At 30.9% G+C, this 24,614-nt stretch carries 23 protein-coding genes; 18 read left to right on the top strand and 5 right to left on the bottom strand.

Translation table 11 applies throughout. The features are described 5' to 3' along the window. Positions 1 to 3 precede the first annotated feature (3 nt). Entirely contained in the window at positions 4 to 1,773 is a 1,770-nt protein-coding gene (locus tag AJ939_RS07990; protein ID WP_070233416.1) for a Na/Pi cotransporter family protein, read from the top strand. Here the strand turns inward: AJ939_RS07990 and AJ939_RS07985 are convergent. The 5 genes from AJ939_RS07985 to mltG all read right to left on the bottom strand — a co-directional run bounded on the left by AJ939_RS07985 (position 1,770) and on the right by mltG (position 5,904). Next, complete coding sequence (locus AJ939_RS07985; protein WP_044794220.1) at positions 1,770 to 3,578, bottom strand: peptidoglycan D,D-transpeptidase FtsI family protein; 1,809 nt, start codon at positions 3,576 to 3,578, stop codon at positions 1,770 to 1,772. The genes AJ939_RS07990 and AJ939_RS07985 overlap by 4 nt on opposite strands. A 6-nt stretch (positions 3,579 to 3,584) precedes the next feature. Further along, positions 3,585 to 3,881, bottom strand: a complete 297-nt coding sequence (fliE, locus tag AJ939_RS07980; protein WP_002856884.1) for a flagellar hook-basal body complex protein FliE — start codon at positions 3,879 to 3,881, stop codon at positions 3,585 to 3,587. Between the two features lie 6 nt (positions 3,882 to 3,887). Next, entirely contained in the window at positions 3,888 to 4,382 is a 495-nt protein-coding gene (gene flgC / locus AJ939_RS07975) for a flagellar basal body rod protein FlgC (protein ID WP_070276574.1), read from the bottom strand. Positions 4,383 to 4,391: 9 nt separating this feature from the next. Then, complete coding sequence (gene flgB, locus AJ939_RS07970; RefSeq protein WP_002854879.1) at positions 4,392 to 4,823, bottom strand: flagellar basal body rod protein FlgB; 432 nt, start codon at positions 4,821 to 4,823, stop codon at positions 4,392 to 4,394. Between the two features lie 79 nt (positions 4,824 to 4,902). Beyond that, on the bottom strand, positions 4,903 to 5,904 hold the full coding sequence (gene mltG, locus AJ939_RS07965) for an endolytic transglycosylase MltG (RefSeq protein WP_044778761.1): 1,002 nt from the start codon (positions 5,902 to 5,904) through the stop codon (positions 4,903 to 4,905). Here mltG and AJ939_RS07960 point away from each other — a divergent pair. From AJ939_RS07960 to AJ939_RS07880, 17 genes are all read left to right on the top strand, one after another. Next, a complete protein-coding gene (locus AJ939_RS07960) occupies positions 5,819 to 8,389 on the top strand; it encodes a DUF3971 domain-containing protein (protein ID WP_070276572.1) in 2,571 nt (856 codons plus the stop codon). The two genes, mltG and AJ939_RS07960, sit on opposite strands and share 86 nt — an antisense overlap. Positions 8,390 to 8,504: 115 nt before the next feature. Further along, positions 8,505 to 10,709 (top strand): NADP-dependent isocitrate dehydrogenase, encoded by a 2,205-nt coding sequence (locus AJ939_RS07955; RefSeq protein ID WP_070276570.1) that lies wholly within the window; start codon positions 8,505 to 8,507, stop codon positions 10,707 to 10,709. Beyond that, entirely contained in the window at positions 10,706 to 11,608 is a 903-nt protein-coding gene (locus AJ939_RS07950; RefSeq protein ID WP_053872536.1) for a malate dehydrogenase, read from the top strand. Before AJ939_RS07955 ends, AJ939_RS07950 begins: the two co-directional genes overlap by 4 nt. Then, the gene (gene sucC, locus AJ939_RS07945) at positions 11,609 to 12,772 is read left to right on the top strand and encodes an ADP-forming succinate--CoA ligase subunit beta (RefSeq protein WP_002855069.1); all 1,164 of its coding nucleotides are present in this window, start codon (positions 11,609 to 11,611) and stop codon (positions 12,770 to 12,772) included. A gap of 9 nt (positions 12,773 to 12,781) precedes the next feature. Next, on the top strand, positions 12,782 to 13,651 hold the full coding sequence (gene sucD, locus AJ939_RS07940; protein WP_044779927.1) for a succinate--CoA ligase subunit alpha: 870 nt from the start codon (positions 12,782 to 12,784) through the stop codon (positions 13,649 to 13,651). Between the two features lie 12 nt (positions 13,652 to 13,663). Next, positions 13,664 to 13,975 carry a 4Fe-4S binding protein gene (locus tag AJ939_RS07935; RefSeq protein ID WP_070276568.1) on the top strand — a complete coding sequence of 104 codons (312 nt, stop codon included), beginning with the start codon at positions 13,664 to 13,666 and terminating at the stop codon, positions 13,973 to 13,975. Positions 13,976 to 13,983: 8 nt separating this feature from the next. Beyond that, positions 13,984 to 15,108 (top strand): 2-oxoglutarate synthase subunit alpha, encoded by a 1,125-nt coding sequence (locus tag AJ939_RS07930; protein ID WP_070276566.1) that lies wholly within the window; start codon positions 13,984 to 13,986, stop codon positions 15,106 to 15,108. After that, on the top strand, positions 15,109 to 15,954 hold the full coding sequence (locus AJ939_RS07925; protein WP_070240561.1) for a 2-oxoglutarate ferredoxin oxidoreductase subunit beta: 846 nt from the start codon (positions 15,109 to 15,111) through the stop codon (positions 15,952 to 15,954). Beyond that, complete coding sequence (locus AJ939_RS07920; RefSeq protein ID WP_002870949.1) at positions 15,951 to 16,508, top strand: 2-oxoacid:acceptor oxidoreductase family protein; 558 nt, start codon at positions 15,951 to 15,953, stop codon at positions 16,506 to 16,508. The genes AJ939_RS07925 and AJ939_RS07920 overlap by 4 nt, the downstream gene beginning before the upstream one ends. A 138-nt stretch (positions 16,509 to 16,646) precedes the next feature. Beyond that, a complete protein-coding gene (locus AJ939_RS07915) occupies positions 16,647 to 16,910 on the top strand; it encodes a DUF2018 family protein (RefSeq protein ID WP_002854834.1) in 264 nt (87 codons plus the stop codon). A 2-nt stretch (positions 16,911 to 16,912) separates the two neighbouring features. Further along, on the top strand, positions 16,913 to 17,449 hold the full coding sequence (locus AJ939_RS07910; RefSeq protein WP_044778759.1) for a hypothetical protein: 537 nt from the start codon (positions 16,913 to 16,915) through the stop codon (positions 17,447 to 17,449). Positions 17,450 to 17,462: 13 nt separating this feature from the next. After that, positions 17,463 to 18,356: a hexaprenyl-diphosphate synthase gene (locus tag AJ939_RS07905; protein ID WP_044778758.1), complete on the top strand. Its 894-nt coding sequence runs from the start codon at positions 17,463 to 17,465 to the stop codon at positions 18,354 to 18,356. Continuing rightward, positions 18,356 to 19,654 (top strand): glutamyl-tRNA reductase, encoded by a 1,299-nt coding sequence (gene hemA / locus AJ939_RS07900; RefSeq protein ID WP_070276565.1) that lies wholly within the window; start codon positions 18,356 to 18,358, stop codon positions 19,652 to 19,654. The genes AJ939_RS07905 and hemA overlap by 1 nt, the downstream gene beginning before the upstream one ends. Beyond that, complete coding sequence (locus AJ939_RS07895) at positions 19,638 to 21,347, top strand: proline--tRNA ligase (RefSeq protein ID WP_079860518.1); 1,710 nt, start codon at positions 19,638 to 19,640, stop codon at positions 21,345 to 21,347. The genes hemA and AJ939_RS07895 overlap by 17 nt, the downstream gene beginning before the upstream one ends. Then, a complete protein-coding gene (gene fxsA, locus AJ939_RS07890; RefSeq protein WP_002861266.1) occupies positions 21,344 to 21,733 on the top strand; it encodes an FxsA family membrane protein in 390 nt (129 codons plus the stop codon). The genes AJ939_RS07895 and fxsA overlap by 4 nt, the downstream gene beginning before the upstream one ends. Further along, positions 21,730 to 22,653: a hydroxymethylbilane synthase gene (gene hemC, locus AJ939_RS07885; protein WP_070276563.1), complete on the top strand. Its 924-nt coding sequence runs from the start codon at positions 21,730 to 21,732 to the stop codon at positions 22,651 to 22,653. Before fxsA ends, hemC begins: the two co-directional genes overlap by 4 nt. Next, complete coding sequence (locus tag AJ939_RS07880) at positions 22,650 to 24,452, top strand: menaquinone biosynthesis decarboxylase (RefSeq protein WP_070276562.1); 1,803 nt, start codon at positions 22,650 to 22,652, stop codon at positions 24,450 to 24,452. Before hemC ends, AJ939_RS07880 begins: the two co-directional genes overlap by 4 nt. The last annotated feature ends 162 nt before the right edge of the window (positions 24,453 to 24,614 follow it).

Below are 24,614 nucleotides of genomic sequence, written 5' to 3'. Positions count from 1 at the left end.
GCATTGCAAGAGGAAAGAAATTCTTTAAAATATTTTAAATTTATTTCATGGAGCATTTTTACTTTAGTTCTGATTTTTATTTTAATTCGTTATGATGGGCTTGCCAATCTTTTAGCAGGAGTGGCAATACTTCTTATTGGAATGACTAATTTAGGTATAGGTTTTAAAGCTTTTAGTGGTGGTTTGCTTGAAAAAATTTTAGCAAAGTCAACTGATACAAAGATAAAAAGTATACTTTTTGGTACTTTAAGTACTTTAATTATGCAATCTTCAACTTTAGTTTCTATTATTACGATTTCTTTTTTGAGTGCAGGGCTTATTTCTTTAGGTGCGGGCATAGGGATTATTTTTGGAGCAAATTTAGGAAATACGGCAAGTTCTTGGCTGATTGTTGGTTTGACAAATATTAAAATTTCAATGTTAGCTATCCCACTTTTGATTATTGGAGTATTATTTTTCTTTCAAAAAGATAGTGTTTTAAAGGGTTTGGGTAATATTTTTATTGGTATAGGATTTTTCTTTTTGGGTGTGGATTATATTAAAAGTGGTTTTGAAAATTTTAAACATATAATTGATCTTTCTCGCTTTGATTTTGCTGGTTTTAAAGGAGTTTTTGTTTTTTTAGGATTGGGTGCTTTGCTTACAGGAGTTATACAATCAAGCACAGCTACAATGGCTATTATTGTTGCTGCTTTACTTGCTGGACAAATCAGTTTGGAAAATTCCTTAGCAGCAACTTTAGGTACTAGTGTTGGAGGGGTTGTAACGGCTGCTTTAGCTTCTTTAAGTACCAATATTGAAGGAAAGAAATTAGCGTTTGCAAATTGTATTTTTAATTTTGGTATAGCTTTTTTAATAGTGCTTATTTTTCCTTATTTTATACATTTTCTTAATTTTTTATCCATTGTATTAAACATAGAAGATATAGCTTTGAAAGTAGCATTATTTCACACTTTGTTCAATTTAATTGGTGTTGTGCTTTTTTCATTCTTTACTCCTCAAATTGTTCTTTTTTTAAATAAGTTGGTAAAAGCTCCTAAAGATAAGAATAAAGACAAACCTTTATATCTTGATAGTAGTTTGGTTAAGTTTAGCGACACAGCCATCGAAGCTTTAAGGAAAGAAAGCGAGCATCTTTATAACAATACCTATGCAATTGTTGCTCATGCTATAGGTTTTAGTCGTAAAGATATACAAAGTGATAAAAGTTTTAAAGAAATTTTAGAAAATAAAAGGTGGTTTAGTAAAAATGTGGATTTGGACTATTTGTATCAAACTAGGATAAAGGTTCTTTTTGAAGCTATTATTGATTTTTCAACTAAAGCACAAGTTTATATTAACGATGAAGCAAAGAATCATAAAATTTTTACCTTTAAGATGGCAGCTAAAAATTTAGCCGAAACAACTAAAAATTTAAAAATTATCCAAGCAAATATTAAGAAATATTCTAGTTCTTCTAATGAATTTTTGGCTTTAGAGTATAATAAAATTAGATCGAATTTAGGAGAGCTTTTAAGAAGTATCGAAGAGCTTAGAGTGGTTGAAGATCGTGAAAAGCTTTATTTGATTATTAAAAATCTTCAAAAAGGAAAAGAAATTTTAAAAGAAATCGATACTTTAACCTTGAGCAATGTTGAACATCTTATTTCGGTAAGAAAAATCACAACAGCTGAAGGAATTTCAATACTTAATGATACAACTTTTGCTGCTAAGATTGCTGAAGAACTTATAGGTGCTGTTGAGGTGATATTTTCTAAAGATATATCAAACTAGTTGTTTGTGCTAGTTTGGTTATTGTCTTGTATAGGCGTTAGAAATTCTTCATTGATTAAAATATCAACAACATCTTTAAACATAGGCAAAGCGCTTTGTGCAGCATAATAACTATAAGGTTTAGTAGGATGTCTTACGAGAACTCCTATGGTATAGGCGTGATTTAAATCATTTGCAAAACCAAAAAAGGATGCATTGTAGCGATTTGAGGTGTAACCTTGTCTTTCGGCTATTCTTGCCGTTCCTGTTTTACCTCCTGCAATAATACCTTGTGTAATTGCTTTTTTTCCTGTTCCTTTTTCTATAACATTTATAAGAACATTTTGCATCGTTTTAGCAGCTTCGCTAGAAAGAATTTTTTCTTTTTTTACATCATTATCAAGATTTGTAAAGCGTCCATTTTGATAGAATTTTTCAGCTAAACGCGGTGTGATATAAAACCCATCATTGTTGAAAACATTATAAGCCGCAAGGAGTTGTATAAAGGTTGTTTTAAGTCCATAACCATAACTTAAAACAGATTTTTCTATATCTCTTAAGCGCTTAGGATTTGGAATTTCTCCTTTTTGTTCATAGGGTAGGTCAATACCACTTTTTTCGCCAAATTTAAATATTTTAAGTCCTGATACGATTTCTATATTGTTAAGTCTTTTAGCAATTTGTATCATGCCTATATTTGAAGAATATCTTATAACTTCCTCCATAGTCATTTTGTCCATTTTGTGATCGTCTTTGATGGTGAAACGTCCTAGCTTATAAGAACCGCCATAAGTATTAATTACTTCATCCATTTTTATTTTACCAAGTCTTAAGGCTGTTGTAAAGATAAAAGGTTTGATAACAGAACCTGCTTCATAGCCGTATTCTATAGCGCTTGCATTAAGAACTGATAGATCTTTTCCACGATTTTGCGGGTCATAGCGCCTTGAGCTTGCTAAAGCTAAAATTCTTCCTGTTTTGCTTTCCATTACCCCAACGATGATTTCATTGGCTTTTAAATCCTCATTTCTTTGATCTATGGCTTTTTCTATGCTTTTTTGTAGTTTTAAAGAAAGATTTAAATATAAATCACAACCATTGATCTTTTTTTGTTGTAGTGAATTTAGATTTAAAATAATATTTCCACCTATATCTTTAAGTCCTTGAATTTTTTCATTTTGAACAGGACTTAGACATTCATCGTAGTATTTTTCTAAACCTTTAACTCCTATATTTTTTAAAATTCCACTTTCTGGATCTAATATCATTTTAGTATAACCGATAATAGGAGTAAAAGAATCTTTTGACATGTAAATTCTATCTTCTTCATGTTCGATGATATTTAATCCTCTTGTTTCAACTCTTCCAGAATTATTTGTAAAAGCTTTGAAAAAGCCTTGTATATAAAGTTTTTTAGCAAGGTCTTTAAGGTAGCTTGCTTGCTTGGAATCTAAGTTTTGTAAAAGAACAAAATTATAAGAGCGTTTTTTTTGATTTTGCATTCTTTTTTTAATATCTGCTATTTGATCGTTACTTATCCCACTATAAATTTGAAAAAGCTTTAAAAATAGATCAAATTTATCTTTGTTGATACTTCTAAGATCAATTTCAGCGCGATAAATTTGTTTAGAACTTGTGATAGTAAAATTATCTTTAGTTATAATCGATCCTCTTAGAGCAAGAGCATATTGATCTTTTTCAGTGTTAGGTATATGACGTTTTGATGTAAGAAAAAAAGTAGAGCTGATAAAAATAATCATAAACAAAAGTGCCATGCAGTAGGCAAAGGCAACTTTTGAAACCCTATTTTTTTTATATTCTTGCATTAGGGTTTAAATTTGAGTTCTTGTGATTTCTTTATAAGCACTGATCGCTTTATTTCTTACTTCTAGCATAAATTTCATACTGCTTTCAGCTTTAGTGATAGCTATAGCTGCTTGATGTAAATCTTTTACTTGTCCTGTGGCAATGTCTGTCATTGCAGCTTCTCCACTTTCTTGTGCTTTATTTAAATCATCGATTTCATTTTTAAGCATCTTGGCAAATTCATCACCAATTCCTGTGGAATTTTGACTTTTGTTGGTATTTGAAATATTATTATTTAATCTTAAATCATTAATATTGTTCATTTTTTATTATCCTCTTAATAAATCAATCGCACTTTGAGCTATAGTTTTTGCACTTGTAAAAGCACTTACATTGGCTTGATAAGCTCTTGTAGCTTCAATCAAATCTGCCATTTCAATAACAGGATTTACATTTGGATACGCTACATAACCTTCAGCATTTGCATCAGGATGGATCGGATCATACTTCATGCGAAAATCTTTGTCATCTCTGACCACTTTATCCACTACAACACTTTGAATAGCAGGTTTAGCTTCTTCTGGCGAACTTGGATCATTTAAAGGATTTTCATATTTTAAAAAATTATTATCTTTGTTAATTTGCTCATTTAAAAGCTTATCAAAATCTGTTGCTTTAAAGATCACTTCGCGTCTTCTATAAGGCCCACCCTCAGCTGTTCTTGTAGTGTTTGCATTAGCTATATTAGAGCTAATAACATTCATTCTAAAACGTTGAGCACTTAAACCATAACCACTAATATCAAAATCACTTAAGTATGCCATAATTTACCTTTAACTTAATTTAGAGCTTGCGTCAAGTATAGAACTAAAGATATTGCTTTGTCTTCTTAAAACTCCATCAAGAGCTGTTATCATAACTGTATTTTTGCTCATTTCTGTGGTTTCTACATCTAGATCAACAGTATTTGCATCATTTCTTGCTAAATGTCCGTCTCTTAAGTAAATAGTAGATTTACTAGGATCTGGAAATTTCCAAGGTTTTTGATGTCCTTCTTCAGTTACGGCTAATTGCAATTCTTTATTATCATTTTTTTTAAAAATTTCATTTGCACGATTTACCAAAGCTGTTTCAAATTCAATATCTCTTGCTTTATAAAAAGGAGTATCAACATTTGCAAGATTGGCATTGATGAGTTGATTTCTTAGATTTCTACCCGCTAAAGCACCAGTGACTAGTTCTTTTGACTTAAATGGGTTAATCATTTTTTATCCTTTTTATAATTTTTAATATTAGCAAGCAAATACTGTTCCAATTTAATTATTTTGTATAAAAATATCAAAATTATTTTCCTTTTTGTAAATTTATAGCTTTATTGTGATCATCTATATTTGTGTTAAAAATATGAACTCCAGTATTTTTATCACGCACAAAATATAAATAATCTGTTTTTAAAGGAAAAATAGCTGCACGAATAGCAGCTAAAGAAACATTACAAACCGCTTCTTTAGGCAATCCCGTAAATTTATAGGTATTATAAGAGCTATTATCTTGTCTTATTCTTTGTGGGGTAACTTTTACATGGGAGTAAATTCCATAATTTAAAGTTCCATCCATTTGAAGCTTCATACCTTTTTTAAGTCGATTGTAAATTACGCTTGCAACTATAGGCATTTCATTTTCATTGGCAGCTTCTTTTTGTATTACAGAAGCGATGATGATATATTGGTGCCATTTTTTTGGATTATAATCCCCAAAAATTTTCTCAGAAGTTTTTTTATTGGAAATTTCAGCATGATTTAAAAGCATTTGAATGAGTAGATTTTCTGTAATGCCTTTTGGGATTTTATAAGTTTCTGGTAAAAAAACTCCTTCATCATAAGGAGCTTGAGCTTGAAATTCTTTTAAAAGTATATCTTTATCAAGTCCAAGTTGTTTGGCTGCTTGTTCTAAAAAGATTACACTTGTTTCCCCTGGGATAAGAGTAATGGTTTGAAGTGCTGCTTTAGCAATAGTGAGTTTATGTAGAAATTCAGCTCTATTTAAATCTTTTGTACCTATGTTGATCCAGCCTGATTGAGGGTGTCCTAAAAAAAATAAAATATATTTATCAATACTACTCATCTGATATTTATTTTGCTTTAAATATGTTATAATTTGAGAAATTGAACCTTGGGGAATAAATACCACAGAATTGCTTTTTAAAGGCTGAGTTAGATAATAAAAAATCCCCAAAATAAATATCAAAAAGAAGTTGCGTATGAAAAAGAAAATTTTATATATTGTTGTATTTTTTGTTGTGCTTATATTAGCTTTGTTTATAGTGCTTAAAAATGGGATTGTCATCTCTAGTATCCAATTTGATTTTTTAAAATTAGAACAATTATATATTAAATTAGATAAAAAATTAATTGTACGAGCAAAAAATATCACTATAAATGAGACTCAAAATTCCGAAATTTCATCACAAACTCACTCTTCTGATAATGCTTCAACAGAGATTTTAAAAATAACAAAAAATTTAAAATATCTATATACTTTTGTTGAAGAGATTGATATACAAAATTTAAATATAAAAGATAATCATGTGCGTATTTTATTTAAAGATAATGAATTTTTTATAGATAATGATTTATTGTTTTTAAAATTAACATTACAGCGTCAAAATAAAGAACTTATAGCTGGTATTAAAAAACTTTTATTAAAAGATTATGATTTAAATATTGATGGAAATTTAAGTATCAATACTAAGAGCGAGTTTTATTATTTTCAAGGTAGAGCAACTGGAGAATTGCTTGACTTTAACGCAAGTATCTCTTACAAAGATAAAAATTTAGCTTATAAAATAGAAGATTTAAATATTAGAAATATTACGGAAATTTTTAAAAGAGTTAATAAAAGAATAGAACTTCCACAGAGTTTAAATCTTTGGATGGCATATAGGGCTAAGGGAGAATTTTATCATTTAGATTATTTGCAGGGCTTTATAGATTTTACTAAAAATAATTATTATTTAGACAATATTAGCGCATCAGGTTATGTTAATAATGTCAAAGTTCGTTTGGATGATAAAATGAATGCTATTGAAATTCCAAAACTCGATTTAAATTTAAACAAACAAAAGCTTGATTTTGTCTTTAATAAAGCTTTCTATAATGGTGCTGATTTAAGTTCTAGTAAGGTTTATCTATATGATTTATTTGATGAAAAAAAAGCTGGGATTTATTTGCGTATTAAGTCTAATAATCTAAAATTTGACGAAAAACTTGCTAAAGCTTTGGAAGATTATCATTTTTCATTACCTTTTTATCAAAAAAGCGGAAAAATTAAAAGTGATTTAGAGCTTAAAATTGATTTTCATGATAAGGGTGAAATTTTTTATAGTGGTATTTTAGCTTTAGAGAATGCTAGTATTTCTTTGGCTGATTTTAATATTGCAAAAGCATTTGTCAAATTAAATCAAAATAATTTAAATATAGAAAATGCTAGTGTTGAAAATGGCTTTTTAAAAGCTGATTTTAATGCTAAATTTGACTTGCAAAAACAGCAAGGAAATTTCAATACTCAAATTTCAAGGCTTTATTTTGACAATGGGGAGCTTTTAGATTTAAAAAATCAAAATGTAGAAGTAAAATTAGATTATTCGCAAAATGTTAACATTAGCATTCCTCAGTGGAATTTGATTTTAAATTTTAAAGATGGACTTGAGGCTAATCTTAGTAATCCTAAGATTTTATTTTCATTTTCTCCATTGCTTAAAAAGTTTGGGTTTATCGATGCTAAAAATGTTTATTATAAAACTTTAAATTTCGAAGATTTTAATGCAAGCGTTAATGATGCTTATTTTAAAAATAATTTACTTATCAACGGTCAAACTCCTTATGAAAATGATAGCTTTGATATTGTAAAAAATAAAGGCATTATAGAAATTCATACTCAAAGTGATACAGCAAGTGCTAAAATAAGTTCTGATAATAAAGAAATTCATTTGAAAAATTTAAGTTATATTTATAGAAAAGATTCCAACTCTTCAAATTCAACATTTGATATTTCTACTAATACCCAAAATATTAGTTTTGGTGGAGCAAATGTAGCTTTAATTTTGCCAGATTCTAATAAAACTTTGGCTTTTGATAGGGTAGAGGCTGATTTAAAAGGCAATGCTTTGGATCTTAAAGGTTCTAGAGGAAATGCAAAATTTGATCTTTATTATTCTTCTAATGATTTAAATTTAAACGTTAGCAATATTGATGATAATTATTTAAATGAGTTTTTACAAAAACAAGCTGTTCAAGATGGAGTGTTTAACTTAAGTATAAAAGGAAGTGGATTGGAGTATTTTGACGGACAGATCGATTTTAAAAACACTTATGTGAAGGATTTAAAAGGTGTAAATCAGCTTATTTCCTTTATTGATACTGTACCAAGTTTATTGATGTTTAAATCTCCAACTTTTAATCAAAAAGGTTTAAGCTTGCATGATGGAAAGATTATTTTTAATAGGAAAAAAGATCTTTTAAGTGTTTCGGCTATTAATTTAAATGGCGATAGTGTAGATATATATGGTTTAGGATCAGCAAATTTAAGATTAAATACAGTGGATTTTAGCTTAGAGCTTAAAACTTTAAAATCAGCTTCAGAAGCTATATCCAAGGTTCCAATTTTAAATTATGTAATTTTAGGTAAAAATCAAGAAATTAGCACAAACTTAAAAATAGATGGAAGTATAGATGACCCTAAATTTCATACCGAAATTTTAACAGATACCCTAAAAACCCCTTTTAATCTTATTAAAAATATCATACAACTTCCTGCTAATTTACTTAATTAAAAATATTTAAAGTTTGTTTGAAAACTAAAACAAACTTTAAACTTACTCTTGCATTTTTTTTTATTTGTAATATACTTAAAAATGAAAATAAAAATAAGTTTTTAAAGGACTAAAAATGCAAATTACTTATACCTTAACAGATGAGTCCCCAGCTCTTGCGACTTATTCGTTTTTGCCTATAGTGAAAGCTTTTTTAAGTAGAGCGCATATAGAAGTAAAAACCTCGGATATTTCTTTATCTGGAAGGATTTTAGCTACTTTTAGTGAGTATTTAAAAGAGGAACAAAGATGTGAAGATGCTTTAGGGCTTTTAGGCGAGCTTGTCAAAAGATCGGATGCAAATCTTATTAAAACCCCAAATATTTCAGCTTCTATTCCTCAGCTTAAGGCGGCGATTAAAGAATTGCAAGTTAAGGGTTATATGTTACCAAATTACCCAGATGAGCCAAAAAATAATGAAGAATTGCAAATTAAAACAAAATATCAAAAAGTTTTAGGTTCAGCGGTTAATCCTGTATTAAGACAAGGAAATTCAGATCGTCGTTCAACAAAAGCAGTAAAAGACTATGCAAAAAACAATCCTTATCGTGCGGTTGAGTTTAATCCAAACTCAAAAACTCGTGTTTCTTACATGAAAGAAGGGGATTTTTTCTCTAATGAAAAAGCGGTTTTAATCGATCAAGATTGTGTGGCTAATATAGAATTTACAAGTATTGATGGTAAAAATGAAATTTTAAAAGAGGACTTAAAACTTGAAAAAAATGAAATTTTAGACGCTACTTTTATGGATGTGCAAAAACTTCAGGAATTTTATGCAAAAGAAATTAAAGCAAGCAAAGATGATGATGTGCTTTTTTCTTTGCATTTAAAAGCTACAATGATGAAAGTAAGTGATCCTATACTTTTTGGTTATGCGGTAAAAGTATTTTTTAAAGAATTATTTATCGAATTTCAAGATGAATTTGAAAAATTAGGTATTAATCCAAATAATGGTTTAAGTGAGCTTTTAAGTAAGATCGAAAATTCAAGTAAAAAAGATGAAATTTTAAAAAAATACAATGAAATTTTAGCTAAATCTGCAGATATTTCTATGGTAAATTCAGATAAAGGCATTACAAATCTTCATATTCCAAGCGATGTTATTGTTGATGCTTCTATGCCTGCAATGCTTAAAAATGGCGCAAGATTGTGGGATAAGGAAGGTAAGGAAAAGGACACAAATGCCGTAATTCCTGATCAAACTTACGCAACTATTTATGAAGCAGTTATTGAAGATTTGCATAAAAATGGTACTTTAAATCCTTCAAAACTTGGCAGTGTATCTAATGTAGGTTTAATGGCTAAAAAGGCCCAAGAATATGGCTCGCACGATAAAACCTTTGTGGCTAAAGAAGAAGGAGCTTTTAAAATAGTTTCTAACGGTAAAGTTTTATTAGAACATAAGGTTAGAAAAGGTGATATTTATAGAGTTAATCAGGCTAAATTTGATGCGGTGCTAAATTGGATTGATTTAGGTATAGAAAGATCAGAACTTAGTGGAGCCGAAGCTATTTTTTGGTTAGATAGCAAAAGAGCTAGTAATAAAATCATGATAACTTTGGTGCAAAATCGTTTAAAAGAAAAGGGTAGAAATATAGCCATTTTAGCTCCAAAAGAAGCTTGTTTAAGAAGTTTAGAGTTAATCCGAGAAGGTAAAGATGTTATTTCTATCACGGGTAATGTTTTAAGGGATTATTTAACCGATCTTTTTCCTATTTTAGAGCTTGGAACAAGTGCAAAAATGCTTTCTGTTGTGCCTATGTTAAAGGGTGGAGCTATGTTTGAAACAGGAGCAGGGGGTTCAGCACCTAAACAAGTAGAACAATTAGTCGAAGAAAATCATCTGCGTTGGGATAGTTTGGGTGAATTTTTGGCTTTGCAAGCAAGTTTGGAATTTTATGCAAATAAGTGTAGTAATCATAAAGCTAAGGTTTTAGCAGAATGTCTTGATGAGGCTATAGGCGAATGGCTTGAAAATAATAAAGCTCCATCAAGAAAAGTTAAAGAAGATGACAATAGAACAAGTCATTTTTACTTAGCAATGTATTTTGCAAATCATTTAGCAAGACAAGCAAGTGATATGGAGCTTCAAAGCTTTTTTAAAGATATTGCCCTAGAGCTTTCTTCTAATGAAGAAAAAATCAGAGCCGAATTTAATGATGCACAAGGTGTGAAAGTGGATTTGGGTGGATATTATAAATTTGATGATGAAAAAGCAAATAAAATCATGCGTCCAAGTGCAACTTTTAACGCTATTTTAGAAAAAATAGGACAAAGATGAAAATTACTGTTATAGGGGCTGGTAATGTGGGCTCAAGCGTAGCTTATGCTTTGATTTTAAGAGAAATAGCAAATGAAATTGTTTTAGTAGATATCAATGAGGATTTACTTTATGCAAAAGAACTAGAACTTACTCAAAGCATAGCTGCTTTAAATTTAAATATAGATTTACTTTGCACTAAAGATTATACTCATACCAAAAATTCAGATATAGTGCTTTTTAGTGCAGGTTTTGCTAGAAAAGATGGGCAAAGTAGAGAAGAATTGCTTCAGTTGAATACAAACATTATGCTTGATTGCGCTAAAAAAATTAAAGATTTTACAGAAGATCCGCTTTTTATTATTTTAACTAATCCTGTGGATTTTCTACTTAATACTCTTTATGAAAGCGGAATTTTTTCATCAAAGAAAATTATAGCCATGGCGGGAGTTTTAGACAATGCAAGATTTAAGTATGAGCTTGCCAAAAAACTTAATGTCAAAATGTCAAGCGTGGATACAAGACTTATTGGTTTTCATAATGATGATATGGTTTTGGTAAAATCTTACGCAAGTGTTAAAAATAAAAATATAAGCGAATTTTTAAATGAAGAAGAATTTGATGATTTGGAAAATGAAGTTAAAACAGGTGGAGCTAAAGTAATCAAACATCTTAAAACTTCAGCTTATTTAGCCCCTGCTAGTGCTTGCATAAGAATGCTTGAGTCCATAAGAAGTGGCGAGTTTTTACCCATGAGTGTGATTTTACATGGAGAATTTGGAGTGCAAAACAAAGCCTTGGGAGTTATGGCAAGATTAGGACTTGAAGGTGTGATTGAAATCATGAGATTAGATCTTAGTTCACAAGAAAAAGACAAATTGGAAAAATCTTTAATCAAATATCAATATAAAGGAGAATAAATGAACATACATGAGTATCAAGCAAAAGCAATTTTTGCGGATAATGGTATCCCTACCTTAAAGGGAAAAGTTGCATTTAGCGTAGATGAAGCTGTGGCTAATGCTAAAGAATTAGGCGGTAGTGTTTGGGCGGTTAAAGCTCAAATTCATGCAGGAGGCCGTGGTCTTGGTGGTGGTGTTAAAATCGCTAAAAATTTAGATGAGGTAAAAGATTATGCAAGTAAAATTTTAGGAATGAATTTAGTAACTCATCAAACAGGACCTGAAGGTAAGCTCGTGCAAAAACTTTATATAGAAAGTGGCGCTAATATAGTAAAAGAGTATTATTTGGCTATTTTATTTAATAGAATGGCAGAGCAAATTACCATTATCGCTTCAAGTGAAGGAGGGATGGATATAGAAAAAGTAGCCAAAGAAAGTCCTGAAAAAATTGCAAAAGTAGGCATTGATCCACAAATTGGTTTTAAAATGTTTCATGGACTTGAAGTAGCGAGAGTTTTAGGACTTGATAAAGATGAAGGCAAAAAACTCATTTCTATGATAGCTAAACTTTATAAGCTTTACATGGATAAAGATATGAATATGCTTGAAATCAATCCTTTAATTAAAACTGCAGAAGGGGATTTTTATGCCCTTGATGCAAAATGCAGTTTTGATGATAGTGCGCTTTATCGTCATCCTGAAATTGCTGAACTTAGAGATATTACTGAAGAAAATCCTGCTGAAAGAGAAGCGGCTGAATTTGGCTTAAGCTATGTGAAATTAGATGGAGATGTAGCTTGTATGGTAAATGGTGCGGGTCTAGCAATGGCAACTATGGATATTATTAATTATAGTGGTGCAAAACCTGCAAATTTCTTAGATGTAGGCGGGGGAGCTTCTCCTGAAACTGTTGCAAAGGCTTTTGAAATCATTTTAAGAGATAAGAATGTAAAAGTTATATTTATCAATATCTTTGGTGGTATTGTTCGTTGTGATAGGATAGCAAATGGAATTTTAGAAGCTACTAAGAATGTTGAGGTAAATATTCCAATTGTAGTGCGTCTTGATGGCACTAACGCAGCAGAAGCAAAGACAATTTTAGATAATTCAAATCTTAAAAATATCAAAGCAGCAACCAATCTTAAAAATGGTGCAGAGCTTGTAAAAAGTTTAGTAGGATAAGGATAGAAAATGAGTATATTGGTTAATAAAAATACAAAAGTAATAGTTCAAGGTTTTACAGGTAAAGAAGCAACTTTTCACGCTGAGCAATGCATGGCTTATGGTACAAATATAGTTGGAGGTGTCACCCCTCATAAAGGCGGACAAACTCATTTAGGTAAACCAGTTTTTGATACCGTTGTAGATGCGGTTAAAGCAACAAAGGCTGATGTGAGCTTGATCTTTGTACCTGCTTTTGCTGTGGGTGATAGCGTGATTGAAGCAGCTGATGCGGGTATTAAGCTTGCAGTTGTAATCACCGAGCATACGCCTGTAAAAGATATGATGTTTGCTAAGCAATATGCCAATAAAAAGGGTATGAAAATCATTGGACCAAATTGTCCAGGTATTATCACTTCTGAAGAATGCAAATTAGGTATTATGCCAGGTTTTATTTTTAAAAAAGGTTGCGTGGGGCTTATTTCAAAAAGTGGAACTTTAACTTATGAAGCTGCTAATCAGGTAGTTCAAGGTGGTTATGGAATTTCTACTGCAGTAGGAATTGGTGGTGATCCTATCATAGGTCTTGCTTATAAAGAACTTTTAAGTGAATTCCAAAAAGATGATGAAACTAAAGCTATTGTAATGATAGGTGAAATTGGTGGTAGTTTGGAAGTGGAAGCAGCTAAATTTATTAAAGAAAATATTAGCAAACCTGTGGTAGCATTCATTGCAGGCGCAACTGCTCCAAAAGGTAAAAGAATGGGGCATGCAGGTGCCATAGTAGGAAGTGCTGATGAAAGTGCTGCGGCTAAAAAAGAAGCTTTGAAAAGTTACGGAATTCATGTGGTGGATTCTCCGGCTTTAATTGGTGAAGAAATTCAAAAAATATTAGGTTGATAAAGGAAAAACATGAGTATGACAGCTCCAAAAGATACCCCTGTTTGGGTAGATGAGCATAGATGCAAAGCATGTAATATTTGTGTTAGCTATTGCCCCGCTGGGGTTTTAGCTATGCGCGATGATGTGCATGCGGTTTTAGGACAAATGATAGAGGTGGTACACCCTGAATCCTGTATAGGCTGTACCGAGTGTGAGACACATTGCCCTGATTTTGCTATTATGGTGGCAAAAAGAGATGAATTTAAATTTGCCAAACTTACTGCTGAGGCTAAAGATAGAGCTGTAGCCGTAAAAAATAACAAATACAAAAAATTAACATAGGAAAAATAATGAGAGAAGTTATAGCAACAGGTAATGTTTTAATCGCCAAAGCTGCGATTGATTGTGGATGTAAATTTTTTGGAGGCTATCCTATTACCCCTAGTAGTGAGATAGCTCACGAGCTAAGTCATATGCTTCCTGCAAATGATGGAACTTTTATACAAATGGAAGATGAAATTTCAGGTATTAGCGTGGCTATTGGTGCGGCAATGAGTGGAGTAAAATCCATGACTGCAAGTAGCGGTCCAGGAATTTCTTTAAAAGCAGAGCAAATAGGACTTGCATTTATTGCTGAAATTCCACTTGTGATTGTAAATGTTATGAGAGGTGGTCCTTCGACAGGTCTTCCAACTCGTGTAGCACAAGGAGATTTGTTTCAAGCTAAAGCACCAACTCATGGGGATTTTGCAAGTATTGCTATTGCTCCTGCAAGTCTTGAAGAAGCTTATATAGAAACCATTAGAGCGTTTAATTTAGCTGAAAAATATATGACTCCAGTATTTTTGCTTATGGATGAAACTGTAGGGCACATGAATGGTAAAGCGGTTTTACCTGATTTAAAAGATATTAAAGTTTATAACCGTAAAAAATTTGAAGGAGATAAAAAGGATTATAAACCTTATGCAGCAGGAGAAAATGAGCCTGCAACTTTAAATCCTTTCTTTACAGGTTATCGTTATCATGTTACAGGACTTCATCATGGAGATATAGGTTTTCCAACTGAAGATGGAGTCATAGTGAAAAAAAATATGGAAAGACTCATAGGTAAAATTAAAAACAATCAAGAAGATATTTGTTCTTATGAAGAGTATATGCTTGATGATGCTGAATTTTTAATCATTGCTTATGGAAGCGTGAGTCGTTCAGCAAAAGAAGCTATACAAAGATTAAGAGAACAAGGGATTAAAGTGGGACTTTTCCGTCCAATTACTCTTTATCCAGTGGCTGAGAAAAAAATCGCTGAAGTTGTAAGCAAATTTAAAAAAGTAATGGTAAGCGAGCTTAATATGGGGCAATATCTTGAAGAGATTGAAAGAGTAACTTCGCGTCGCGATTTTATTAGCTTGCACCGTGCAAATGGTCGTCCTATCACTCCAAGTGAAATTATTGCTAAGGTAAAGGAGAGTATATAAATGGCTTTTAATTATGATGAATATCTAAGAGTAGATAAAATGCCTACTCAGTGGTGCTGGGGATGTGGCGATGGTGTTGTTTTAAAATGTATTATCCGTGCAATAGAAAAACTTGGTTGGAATATGGATGATGTTTGTCTTGTTTCGGGTATAGGTTGTAGTGGTAGAATGAGTTCTTATGTAAATTGCAATACAGTTCATACAACTCATGGTAGAGCCATAGCTTATGCAACAGGTATTAAATTAGCCAATCCTAGTAAACATGTTATTGTAGTAAGTGGAGATGGGGATACTTTGGCAATTGGTGGAAATCATACCATACATGGTTGTCGTAGAAATATCGATTTAACACATATTGTGATCAATAATTTTATCTATGGACTTACGAATTCTCAAACAAGTCCAACTACTCCAAAAGGTTTTTATACAGTAACAGCTCAATTTGGAAATATTGATCCAAATTTTGATGCGTGTGAATTAACTAAAGCTGCAGGAGCTTCTTTTGTGGCAAGGGGTAATGTGATCGAAGCTAATAAGCTTGAAAATTTAATTTATAAGGCTTTAGCGCATAAGGGTTATAGTTTTGTAGATGTTTTTTCAAATTGTCATATCAATCTAGGTAGAAAAAACAAAATGGGCGAAGCTGTAGCTATGCTTGATTGGATTAAAAATCGCGTTGTGGATAAAGCTAAATTTGAAAGCATGGATTTTGAAGAAAGAAAAGATAAATTTCCAACAGGAATTTTACATGAAGATAATTCTCAGCCAGAATACTGCCGCGCTTATGAAGAAGTACGTCGTGCAGCCAAAGAAAAAAGAATGGTGGATTTAGGAGCTTTAAAATGAAATATCAATTAAGATTTGGCGGTGAAGGCGGACAAGGTGTTATCACTGCAGGAGAAATTTTAGCAGAAGCAGCCATTAAAGAAGGCCGTCAAGCTTTTAAGGCTTCAACTTATACTTCACAAGTACGTGGCGGTCCTACTAAAGTGGATATTATCATTGATGATAAAGAAATTTTATTTCCTTATGCTGTAGAAGGGGAGATAGACTTTATGCTTTCGACTGCAGATAAGGGCTATAAAGGTTTTCGTGGCGGTGTAAAAGAAGGAGGCATCATAGTTGTAGAGCCAAATTTGGTGCATCCTGAAAGTGAAGATTATAAAAAATGGCAAATTTTTGAAATTCCTATTATTACCATAGCTAAAGATGAGGTAGGAAATGTGGCTACTCAATCAGTTGTAGCACTTGCAATTGCTGCTTATATGAGCAAATGTATAGATTTAGATGTTTTAAAGGAAACTATGCTTCATATGGTTCCTGCAAAAACTCGTGATGCAAATGCTAAAGCTTTTGATTTGGGTGTAAAATACGCCACTCAAGCAAAACCACATTCATAATAAATTCCGCACCATGCGGAATTTAACTTCTAAAATTTTACATATTGCAAATAAAATTTAAATTTTAATTATTTTAATTTAGCTACTTTTAACGATTAAAATTTTATAATCAAAAACTTATATTTTCAAGGAAAATTAATGGATTTTTTTGATGAAATGTTTAATAAAACTCCAAAAGAAAAATTTATAGAAATTATACAAAATGGAAATTTAGGAGCCTTAGAAAAAGTTTTTGAGGAATTTTTTGCTGATCATATTGCCATGGTAGAACTTTTAGAAAAACAAGGTTTAACAGAAATGGATGTAAAAAATTTCATATTAGAAAATGGTGATTTTATAGAAGAAAGGCAAAATGATATTTATATAGAATTAGGCGCAAAAATTTTAGGACACGAAGGCTAAAATTGTTTAAAATAAGCCCTTGTTTAATTTGTATTTTTTTTATTTTTAGCAATGTTTTAGCATCTGAACCAACTTTTGATTATACTTATAAATTTATACTTAAAAAAGATGAGAGAGCTAGTGTGCAGATTAAAGAAATAGGCTATGAAGATAAGGTGCAAAATTTTGATTTTTATTGGACTTTGTTTGATAATACTAATATCATCGTACATTCGAAATTTCGCAAATATCCGCGTCAATTTGTGATGAGTTTAAGAAGAAATTTGGATTGGGTAACTCAAACTTTAATACCTGATTATACTAATCCACATATTGATAGAGCAAGACTGATTTTAGAATTTAGTGCTTATAATAAAGGTTTGGCAACTTTTACGGTTTATATAGAAGATAAGGAATCTCGCTTAATGGTAGAATTTTTAGATCCAAGAAAAAAAGCTTTACAAAATCCACCGCAAAATAATCAGGTTGTTCCTATGATTAATTTTAACGAACCTCAGGTAAAACCATTAACAAGCAAAGAAAATAATAATAGTAATTAACAAGGAAAAGATAGTGCAAAAAATAGATGAATTAATAAAACAGTTTTTACAAGAGCTTGGCTATGAACCTATTTTAAATATGCTTTCAAATGTAAAATCAGGAAAAAAATTACGTTCTAAATTATTATTAGCTATCGCAGATGAGAGTGAGATTGCTTTTAAAATTTGCGCAGCTATAGAATTGATACATCTTGCTAGTTTGTTACATGATGATATTATTGATGAGAGTGAGTTAAGACGTGGAGCAAGATCTGTTAATGCTGAATTTGGTACAAAAAATGCTCTTATGTTGGGCGATATTTTGTATTCCAAAGCCTTTTATGAATTAAGCAAAATGGATGCTAGATTTGCAAGTATTATTTCAGATGCTGTTGTAAAGCTTGCTATAGGCGAACTTATGGATGTTGATTTGGGAGAGAAATTTAATATCAATAAAGAAGCTTATTTGAAAATGATTTATAATAAAACAGCTGTTTTGATCGAAGCAAGTGCGAGATGCGGAGCTATTTTGGCTGGATTATATGAAAAAGATTTTGCAGAATATGGTAAAAATTTAGGACTCGCTTTTCAGATGATTGATGATATTTTAGATATTAAGAGCGATGAAAAAATTCTTGGAAAACCTGCTATGAATGATTTTAAAGAGGGTAAAACTACCTTACCCTATATTTATCTTTATGAAAATTTGCAAGAACAAGATAGGACATATTTGCAGACTTTATTTAAAAAAGATTTAAATGAAAATGAAAAAGAATGGTTAAAAACTAAATTTGAAGAACAAAAAGCTTTGGAAAAAGCTATTTTGAAAGCTAAAACTTATGCAAAAAAGGCTAGTAAAGCGATTGAAAAATATGATAATAACAAGCTTAATGATATTATTAAAGCTATGATAGATAGGGAATTTTAATGTATTATTGTATATCTTTTACTCATAAAAATACAGATATTACCTTAAGAGAAAAGTTAAGCTTTTCCAATGAAGCTAAAAAAAGTGAGTTTTTAAAAGTCATTAGTACTCATGAAAATATTGAAGAATGTTTGGTTATAAGCACTTGCAATCGTGTTGAAATTGTTGCTTTTGTAAAAATGGCCTGTGCGGAGTTTATTGTTAAATCTTTGGCTTTGCTTTGTGATGTGGATAAAGATATTTTACTTGAAAAAGCTGATATTTTTGAAGATAGTGGAGCAATCCACCATCTTTTTTCCGTAGCAAGTTCTTTGGATAGTTTGGTGGTTGGAGAAACTCAGATAGCGGGGCAATTAAAAGATGCCTTTGCTTTTGCTGTAAAAAATAATTTTTGCGGAGTACATCTTTCAAGAGCGGTACATAGTGCTTTTAAATGTGCTGCTAAGGTACGCAATGAAACTCAAATTTCTAAAAATCCTATTTCTGTAGCTAGCGTTGCCGTAGCAAAAGCAAAAGAACTTGCAGATTTAACGCAAAAAAAAGCTGTTGTTATTGGAGCTGGAGAGATGGGAGAACTTGCGGCAAAACATTTAATTGCTGCTGGTGCTAAAGTGATTATTTTAAATCGTGACTTGCAAAAAGCTAAAGATTTGTGTGAGAGACTTGGTGTTTTAAGCGAATATGATAGTTTAGAAAATTTAAAAAAATATTTAAATCAATATGAGTTTTTTTTCTCAGCTACTAATGCACCAAATGCTATTATTACAAATTCTTTAATAGAAGAACTTCCTTACAAAAGGTATTTTTTTGATATTGCAGTTCCAAGGGATATTGATATTAATGAAAATGAAAATATATCTGTTTTTGCTGTAGATGATCTTGAGATTGTAGTTCAAAAAAATTTAGCACTAAGAGAACAAGAAGCTCGCATGGCTTATGGGATAATAGGCCGTGAAACAAGTGAATTTTTTAGGTATTTAAACGATTTGGCTTTGATGCCTATTATCAAAGCTATACGCTTGCAAGCTAAAGAATATGCAGATAAACAACTTGAAATTGCGTTAAAAAAAGGATACTTGAAAAAATCCGACAAAGAAGAGGCTAGAAAGTTGATTCATCAAGTTTTTAAGGCTTTTTTACACACGCCTACTGTAAATTTGAAGCATTTACAAGGTAAAATGCAAAGCGATACAGTGATTAATGCTATGCGTTATGTTTTTGATTTGCAAAATAATCTTGAAGGTTTAAATCAATATAAATGTGAATTTGATATGGAGAATAATGATGAGATTTACTAAATTTTATGCACCAAGCTTAAAAGAAGCGCCAAAAGATGCGAGTTTACCTAGTCATATTTTTTTAACGCGTGCAGGTTTTGTAGAACAAATTGGTAGTGGACTTTATAATTTCTTGCCTTTGGGAAAAAGAGTTTTAGACAAGATTAAAAATATAGTTAAAGAAGAAATGGATAAGGCTGGAGCACAAGAAGTAAATCTTAGTTTTATCACTCCTGCAAGTTTGTGGCAAGAAAGTGGGCGTTATAATGTTTTTGGAAAAGAACTTCTGCGTTTTAAAGACAGAAAAGAAAATGAATTTGTTTTAGGTCCAACACATGAAGAAGCTATGCTTTCTTTGGTAAAAAACAAAATCACAAGCTATAAACAACTTCCTTTGCATTTATATCAAATTGGGCTTAAATTTCGTGATGAAGCAAGACCTAGATTTGGGCTTTTAAGATGTCGTGAATTTTTAATGAAAGATGGATACAGTTTTCATGCTAATGAAGAAGATTTAGGGCGTGAGTTTGAGCTTATGTATAAAACTTATTCTCAAATTTTACAAAGAATGGGACTTGATTTTAGAGCAGTTGAAGCTGATAGTGGGGCTATTGGTGGAAGTGGTTCTAAGGAATTTATGGTTTTAGCAAAAAATGGGGAAGATGATATTTTAATTTGTGAAAATTGTGATTATGCAGCTAATGTTGAAGCTGCAAAAAGAGCTAAAAAAACTTGTCAAGATGAGCGTCCTGAAGCAAATTATGCAAGTAAATTTCACACTCCAAATATTAAAACTATAGATTCTTTAGCACAATTTTTTAAAATCAATGCTTTTTATACGATTAAAGCAGTGGTAAAAAAAGCTATTTACGAAAATGAAAGCAAATTAGTTGTGTTTTTTATAAGAGGAAGTGATGATTTGCAAGAAATCAAGGCTCAAAATGCTTGTAGTGCTCTTGAACTAGTTGATGCGAGCGAAGAAGAATTAGAAAAAGCTGGTTTGGTAGCCGGTTTTATAGGTTTTGTGGGATTAAAAGATATAGATTTTTATATAGATTTTGAGCTTGAAAACGAAAAGCAAATGATTATGGGTGCAAATGAAAAAGATTATCATTTAATCGGTATTGATGTTGTAAATTTAAACAAAGATCGTTTTAAAGATTTGATTGAAGTTAAAGAAGGGGATTGCTGTGCTAAATGTGGAGCAAAATTAAAACAAAGCAAAGGTATAGAAGTAGGGCATATTTTTAAACTAGGGCAAAAATATTCCAAAGCGATGAATGCAAATTTTTTAGATGAAAATGGCAAAAGTCAGCCTTTTTATATGGGATGTTACGGCATAGGTGTTTCACGCTTGTTGGCTGTAGCTATTGAAGCAAGTCATGATGAAAAAGGATGTATTTGGAATAAAACTTTAGCTCCTTTTGTGCTTGAAATTATTGTTTCAAATCTCAAAGATGAAAAGGCTTTAGAATTTGCTAACAAGCTTTATGAGGATTTAACCAATCTTGGATTAGAAGTATTACTTGATGATAGAAATGAGCGTTTTGGGGTCAAAATGAATGATTTTGAACTTATGGGTTTTCCTTATGCGTTAGTTATTGGTAAAGGATTAGAAAATAATGAAATAGAGTTTATCCAAAGAGAAGGTTTAGTAAAGGAACTTATAAAAACTGATGAACTTATGGAAATTCTTAAAAAGAAAGTGTTATGAATTATAAATTAAGTTTAAGCCCTTTATTTGTACTTGAAATTATTGCAAGTATATTTTTTATAGTGTTTTTTGGTTTTGGTAATTTTTTATTTTTCATACTTTTGAGTATGATTTTTGGTGCGGTTTTATTGGGAATTTTTTGGAAAAATATGCTTGAATTTCAAATGGGTGGCTTAAAGGATATGTTAACACAATTTTCTTTTGTTATCGCAGGGTTTTTACTTGTTGTTCCAGGGATTATTACAAGTGTTTTTGGAATTTTTGTATTTTTCTTTGGTATTGCTTTGAAAATAATGACTAAATCAAAATATCAATACACTAAGCAAGAGTATCAAAATTCTAATGAAGAAATCATTGATGTTGAAATTATAGAGGATAGAAAATGAAGCTTATTATCGCAACAAGAAAAAGTCAATTAGCTCTTTGGCAAAGTGAACATATAGCCCAAATTTTAAAAAATACACATCAAATTGAAGTGCTTTTAGAAGGTTTTAAAACAAAAGGTGATGTTTTGCTGGATTCTCCTTTGGCAAAAATTGGCGGCAAAGGACTTTTTACAAAAGAACTTGAAGAAAGTATGCTAAGAAAAGAAGCACATTTGGCGGTGCATAGTTTAAAAGATGTGCCTAGTTTTTTTCCTCAAGGTTTAGTTTTGGCAGCGGTAAGTAAAAGAGAGCAAAGTAATGATGCCATGCTAAGTCAAAATTATAAAGATTTTCTTTCTTTGCCAAAAGGTGCAAAAATAGGCACTACTAGTCTTAGACGTAAAATGCAGCTTTTATTGTTAAGACCTGATTTAGAGATTATTTCTTTGCGTGGTAATGTTAATTCTCGTATAGAGAAATTAAAAAATAATGATTTTGATGCGATTATTTTGGCAATGGCGGGAATTAAACGCTTAAACTTAGATAAGCAAGTGAATTTTGTTTATGAATTTAGCAAGGATGAACTAATCCCTGCAGCCTCTCAAGGAGCTTTAGGTATAGAAAGTATAAATGATGAAAAAATTTTAGAACTTTTAAAATGTTTAAATGATGAAAATGCTTTGATTGAAACAAGCATTGAAAGAGAATTTATTGCTACTTTAGAAGGGGGTTGTCAAGTTCCTATAGGTATTAACGCAGAGCTTTTAGGAGATGAAATTTGTGTGCGTGCAGTGCTTGGACTACCCGATGGAAGAGAAATTTTAAAAGATAAAAGAATGATTAAAAAAGATGATTTTAAAGGTTTTGGAGAGAGTTTGGCTAAGGAGTTTATTGCTAAAGGTGCTAAAGAACTTTTAAAAAAAGCTGAGAGCATGCTATGAAAGAATTTATTCAAATTTTAAAAGAAAATGATCTTTTAAGGGTAATTGAAGAGCCTGTAGATGTAGATCTTGAAATCGCTCATTTAGCCTATATAGAAGCTAAAAAAGGAGAAAAAGGTAAGGCTTTATTGTTTAAAAATCCTATAGATAAAAAATTAAATAAACAATATAAATTTCCTGTTTTGATGAATACTTTTTGCAATGAAAAGGCTTTAAATTTAGCTTTTGGGCGTGATTATGAAGAGGTGGCTGAAGAAATTTCAAAACTCACCAAGCTTCATATTCCTACGAGTTTTAAAGCAAAAATGGATTTTTTTATGAATTTGTTAAGTTTTAAAAATGTTCCTCCTAAAAGACTGAAAAAAAATAAAGCCTTGTATGATTATGAAATTTTAAACTCTCTTGAAGAACTTCCAGTGCTTAGAACTTGGGAAGATGATGCGGGTAAATTTATCACCATGGGGCAAGTTTATACGCAAAATTTAGATAAAACTCAAAATAATCTTGGAATGTATCGTTTGCAAATGAGTGATAAAAATGAACTTTTAATGCATTGGCAAATTCATAAAGATGGGGCAAATTTTTATCACGAATACAAAAATGCTGGTTTTAAAAAAATGCCTGTAAGTATAGCTATAGGTGGAGATCCACTTTATATTTGGTGTTCTCAAGCACCTTTACCTAAAGGAATTTTTGAACTTTTGCTTTATGGTTTTATTAAAAAAACTCCTGCAAAACTTACCCCTTGTGAAAATGGTATTTTTGTACCTTATGATAGCGATGTAGTTATTGAAGGTTATGTGGATTTAGAAGAGTTTAAAATCGAAGGTCCTTTTGGAGATCATACGGGTTTTTACACTCCTGCTGAACTTTTTCCTGTGATGAAAGTAGAAAAAATTTATACTAAAAAAGATGCGATCTATCAAGCAACGGTTGTAGGAAAGCCTCCTTTAGAAGATAAGATTATGGGACTTGGTACCGAAAGAATTTTTTTACCCTTGCTTCAAACTTCAGTACCTGATTTAATTGATTATAATATGCCTGAAAATGGAGTTTTTCATAATCTTATCTTAGCAAAAATCGATGCAAAATATCCCGCTCATGCGCAACAAATTATGCATGCATTTTGGGGAGTAGGGCAAATGAGTTTTGTTAAACATGCGATTTTTGTAGATAAAAATGCACCTTCTTTGAAAGATTATGATGCTTTAATTCCTTATATCTTAAATCGTTTTGATACAAAGAAAATTTTAATTTCAGAAGGAATTTGCGATCAATTAGATCATGCTTCGCCTAATGCTTGTTTTGGGGGTAAAGCAGGACTTGATGCTTGTAAGGAAACGCAAGTAGAAGAGCTTGAAATTTTAGAAGATGAAAAATTGTTAGAACTTTTTAAAACCAAGGTAGAGCTTTTAAATTTAAAGCAATTTTATAAAGAAAGCAAAAGTCCTATAGTTTGCATTTTGCTTGATAAAAAAGAAAAAATCGAACAAAGTTTTAATAAACTTTTAGAATTTAAAAAACATTTTAGGATTTTAGTATTTTTGGATACCGAAAATAAGCTTGAAAACCCTTATATGCTTGTTTGGCGTGTGGTAAATAATATTGATGCTAAAAGAGATATTTTTATCAAAGAAGAAAGACTTGGAGTGGATGCAAGTGCTAAGGGTGAAGCTGAGGGCTATTTAAGAACTTGGCCTAAGCAAACAGATTGCACTAAAAGCGTGATAGAAGATTTAATCTTGCGTAATATCTTAGAAAATAATCCAGATCTTTTTAATAAATTTGAAATTTTTTAAGATAGTTGAGATATTTTTAAAATTTTGGCACAGTTTTTGCTTACTGTTTTTTATATTGAAAAATAAATTTTTCTTTATAGGGTGTTCATAATTTTATAAATTTGTCGATATAAGCTTGTAACTAGCAATAAGCAAATAAGAAATTTTAAAAAGGATTTTAAA

This window comes from Campylobacter sp. BCW_6889, from assembly GCF_001762535.1.
GTDB classification, from domain to species: Bacteria; Campylobacterota; Campylobacteria; order Campylobacterales; family Campylobacteraceae; genus Campylobacter_D; species Campylobacter_D jejuni.
This window is presented reverse-complemented; position numbering and strand designations above follow the sequence as displayed.

Excerpts from the sequence above, each read along its gene's own strand:
- sucC (WP_002855069.1), top strand. The coding sequence starts at position 11,609 with ATGAACATACATGAGTATCAAGCAAAAGCAATTTTTGCGGATAATGGT.
- AJ939_RS07915 (WP_002854834.1), top strand. The coding sequence starts at position 16,647 with ATGGATTTTTTTGATGAAATGTTTAATAAAACTCCAAAAGAAAAATTT.
- AJ939_RS07880 (WP_070276562.1), top strand. The coding sequence starts at position 22,650 with ATGAAAGAATTTATTCAAATTTTAAAAGAAAATGATCTTTTAAGGGTA.
- fxsA (WP_002861266.1), top strand. The coding sequence starts at position 21,344 with ATGAATTATAAATTAAGTTTAAGCCCTTTATTTGTACTTGAAATTATT.
- flgB (WP_002854879.1), bottom strand. The coding sequence starts at position 4,823 with ATGATTAACCCATTTAAGTCAAAAGAACTAGTCACTGGTGCTTTAGCG.
- AJ939_RS07985 (WP_044794220.1), bottom strand. The coding sequence starts at position 3,578 with ATGCAAGAATATAAAAAAAATAGGGTTTCAAAAGTTGCCTTTGCCTAC.
- AJ939_RS07895 (WP_079860518.1), top strand. The coding sequence starts at position 19,638 with ATGATGAGATTTACTAAATTTTATGCACCAAGCTTAAAAGAAGCGCCA.
- hemC (WP_070276563.1), top strand. The coding sequence starts at position 21,730 with ATGAAGCTTATTATCGCAACAAGAAAAAGTCAATTAGCTCTTTGGCAA.
- sucD (WP_044779927.1), top strand. The coding sequence starts at position 12,782 with ATGAGTATATTGGTTAATAAAAATACAAAAGTAATAGTTCAAGGTTTT.
- AJ939_RS07950 (WP_053872536.1), top strand. The coding sequence starts at position 10,706 with ATGAAAATTACTGTTATAGGGGCTGGTAATGTGGGCTCAAGCGTAGCT.
- AJ939_RS07920 (WP_002870949.1), top strand. The coding sequence starts at position 15,951 with ATGAAATATCAATTAAGATTTGGCGGTGAAGGCGGACAAGGTGTTATC.
- fliE (WP_002856884.1), bottom strand. The coding sequence starts at position 3,881 with ATGAACAATATTAATGATTTAAGATTAAATAATAATATTTCAAATACC.
- AJ939_RS07930 (WP_070276566.1), top strand. The coding sequence starts at position 13,984 with ATGAGAGAAGTTATAGCAACAGGTAATGTTTTAATCGCCAAAGCTGCG.
- AJ939_RS07925 (WP_070240561.1), top strand. The coding sequence starts at position 15,109 with ATGGCTTTTAATTATGATGAATATCTAAGAGTAGATAAAATGCCTACT.
- AJ939_RS07955 (WP_070276570.1), top strand. The coding sequence starts at position 8,505 with ATGCAAATTACTTATACCTTAACAGATGAGTCCCCAGCTCTTGCGACT.
- hemA (WP_070276565.1), top strand. The coding sequence starts at position 18,356 with ATGTATTATTGTATATCTTTTACTCATAAAAATACAGATATTACCTTA.
- flgC (WP_070276574.1), bottom strand. The coding sequence starts at position 4,382 with ATGGCATACTTAAGTGATTTTGATATTAGTGGTTATGGTTTAAGTGCT.
- AJ939_RS07935 (WP_070276568.1), top strand. The coding sequence starts at position 13,664 with ATGAGTATGACAGCTCCAAAAGATACCCCTGTTTGGGTAGATGAGCAT.
- AJ939_RS07960 (WP_070276572.1), top strand. The coding sequence starts at position 5,819 with ATGAAAAAGAAAATTTTATATATTGTTGTATTTTTTGTTGTGCTTATA.
- mltG (WP_044778761.1), bottom strand. The coding sequence starts at position 5,904 with ATGACAATCCCATTTTTAAGCACTATAAACAAAGCTAATATAAGCACA.